General features: G+C 36.8%; 1 pseudogene. It reads right to left on the bottom strand.

Annotated features, from left to right (window positions below):
- Positions 1–216 precede the first annotated feature (216 nt).
- Positions 217–1306, bottom strand: a pseudogene (locus ACIQXV_RS29720) (DUF3626 domain-containing protein).
- Between the last annotated feature and the right edge of the window lie 239 nt (positions 1307–1545).

Genomic DNA, 1545 nt, shown 5'->3' with positions numbered 1-1545 from the left:
TTTCTTATATTTTTTGTGGTTAGGCTCTGCTTCATGTTTGGCTAACGGGGCGATACTCCAAGTGGCGCTTTTTTATTAAGCTAACGAACGCCGTTTGTGGCATAATAAAAAGCCGCCAATCAAGGCAGCCTGATCTTAAAGAAAAGCACCCGTTTAGTGCATTACTTCACAATCGTATTTATAAAATAAAAGGGAGACATAAAAGAATCCCCCTTATTATTTCAATATCGTATAAGACTTTCCATATCTAACTAGAACATGCCACAATAGCTTTAATTCCTGAAGTACCTCCTTAAAGCTGTCGCGCTCCTTCCAATTTTGAGGATTACGGTGAAGGTCCATTACGGCACAACCAATTACACTTGCATTGATACAATTATTTTGTGAAATGCGTTTTGCTAGAGAAGGCATGGATGGTCCTCTAAAGTCAGAAGGAACTTCACCTACCTTAAGGACAAAGCCCCTATGCCAATATAATTCAATTGAATACTTAAGACATAGTTTTTTTAAAGTTGTTCCGATAATCGTCTCTTTAAAAGAAGGGTCTGCAACAAGCACTTCCACATCTTCTTTAAGTGAAATATCCCCATGAACTTGGGCTTCGATGTAGTGATTAAGATTCCGATTTGGTTCTTTTTTTCGAGGTCCGTTAACTTTTTCTTGAGTTTATCCAGTAAATGATTTATTAATATTGTTGGTGTCATATCCCTTTCACCAATTGCAGATTCCCTAGAGAACGCCTCTTCTAAGAGTGCAGCTAAAATCATATCAAACTCTTCATACGTCCCCTTTTCCCTTGGGTCTTGATGAGAATCTAAATACGTAAACGTAGAGCGATATGAAACTTTGGGAGATAAAAGAAAGTAACATGAGCCAAAACGTGGAGCAGGTCCATCTGAGTGTAACATTACATTCAGTGCACCGTATTTTGGGCGTTGATTATTAGTTGTACCCTCCGTTTGATATGCTCCTCCAAAGATTCTATTCTCCCAAAGGTCACGTTCACCACCTGGAAGAGCAGATACGCTACCGTTTGATATAAGTGTTTCAAACTGACTCCTATATATTCCCTGCTCTAATAGTACTTCGGCAACGCTTTTCATAGTTGAATCTGGTCTATCGGGATGAAAATGGAGTCCAATTCGTGCGTTAGCTTTTAAACTTATAAGCGCTTTTTCGAAATGTCATCTGGGATATTCGACATTTTTAGTATATGATTTATTATTGCTTTAGCTTCAAGATTATGGTTCCTGGCATAATTGGTAATATAGTCCATAGCCAATTGTTGAGACCGAGATAATTCCACCAATTAATTGTTCCTCCTCTCAATTAATAACTTCTTTTATGTGTTCTATATATCTCCAAAATAAGCAAGAACAACAATAACATTTTAATAAAAAGAATAAACTTCTTCTCAAACAACAAGTATATTTTGTAGTAACTCTTATTGAACTCCCTCAGTTTAATACGATTTTCTCACGAATACTCGCTTATTCGCAGGATTTCATAACCCTCGATATGGATTTAACGATTAAATGAAATGAG

It is taken from the genome of Neobacillus sp. NPDC097160, from assembly GCF_044762155.1.
Classification (GTDB): domain Bacteria; phylum Bacillota; class Bacilli; order Bacillales; family Cytobacillaceae; genus Neobacillus.
Note: the sequence above shows the minus strand (reverse complement) of the source record. Positions and strands in the feature narration are given on the sequence as shown.